Source organism: Protofrankia sp. Cj3 (assembly GCF_917627355.1).
Classification (GTDB): domain Bacteria; phylum Actinomycetota; class Actinomycetes; order Frankiales; family Frankiaceae; genus Protofrankia.
Genome location: NZ_CAKJTR010000330.1, coordinates 1 through 1,209, shown reverse-complemented (window position 1 = coordinate 1,209; position 1,209 = coordinate 1). Strand labels below are relative to the sequence as shown.

The following is a 1,209-nucleotide window of genomic DNA, read 5'->3' as shown; positions in this document are numbered from 1 at the left end:
GCCGAGCCCGCCGAGCCCGCCGGGGAGAAGGAGACGGGCACATGAGCATCGACCGGGGCCCCGACGCCGTCTACGTCGTCGGGGTCGGCATCCACCCGTTCGGCCGGCACGAGGGCGTCACCGGGATGGGCATGGCCGAGCACGCGGCCCGCGCCGCGCTCACCGACGCGGGCGTCAGCTGGCCCGATGTCGATCTTGCTGTCGGCGGCAGCAACGTCTCCGGGAAGCCCGACACCCTCGTCTCCCGCCTCGGCCTCACCGGGCTACCGTTCGTTACTGTCCGCAATGGATGTGCCACCGGTGGTGTGGCGCTGGCGACCGCGGCGAACGCCCTGCGGGCCGGGGAGGCCGACGTGACCGCGGTCATCGGTTTCGACAAGCACCCGCGGGGCGCGTTCAGCTCCGACCCGGCCGGCTACGGGCTGGGAGAGTGGTACGGCCGGACCGGCCTCATGGTCACCACCCAGTACTTCGCCATGAAGACCCGGCGTTACCAGTACGAGCACGCCATCTCCGACCGGTCGCTGGCCCGGGTCGCGGTCCGCGCGCTGCGCAACGGCGAGGCCAGCCCCACCGCCTGGCGGCGCACCCCGCGCACCGAGGACGAGGTGCTCGCCGCGCCGACCGTCAACGCACCGTTGACCCGATCGATGTTCTGCTCGCCGAGCGAGGGCGCCGTCGCGCTCATCCTCGCCCGTGGCGACCGCGCGGGTGACCTGTGCGAACGCCCGGTGCGGCTCGCGTCGGTGGCGCTGCGCACCCGCCGGTTCGGCTCGTTCGAGGTGTTCTCCCCGTGGCTCGCGCCCGAGCCCTGCCACAGCCCGAGCATGGCCGCGGCCGCCGCGGCGTTCGCCGCGGCCGGTGTCGACCCGTCCGATGTGGCCGTCGCCCAGCTGCAGGACACCGACAGCGGATCGGAGATCATCCACCTCGCCGAAACTGGGCTGTGCGGGCACGGCGAGCAGGAGAAACTCCTCGCCGACGGTGTCACCGAGCCGGCTGGCCGCCTTCCGGTCAACACCGACGGCGGATGCATCGCCAACGGCGAGCCGATCGGCGCGTCCGGGCTGCGCCAGGTGCACGAGATCGTCCGCCAGTTGCAGGGACGGGCGCTCGGCCGGCAGGTCCCCGGGTCTCCGCGGGTCGGCTTCACCCATGTCTATGGCGCGCCTGGGCTCTCCGCCTGCGCGGTGCTGACCGTCTGAGTGC

At 73.3% G+C, this 1,209-nt stretch carries 1 protein-coding gene; it reads left to right on the top strand.

The window, feature by feature from the left end:
* Window positions 1-41 precede the first annotated feature (41 nt).
* A complete protein-coding gene (locus tag MJ783_RS23215; RefSeq protein ID WP_239314012.1) occupies window positions 42-1,205 on the top strand; it encodes a thiolase family protein in 1,164 nt (387 codons plus the stop codon).
* Window positions 1,206-1,209 lie beyond the last annotated feature (4 nt).

Excerpts from the sequence above, each read along its gene's own strand:
- MJ783_RS23215 (WP_239314012.1), top strand. The coding sequence starts at position 42 with ATGAGCATCGACCGGGGCCCCGACGCCGTCTACGTCGTCGGGGTCGGC.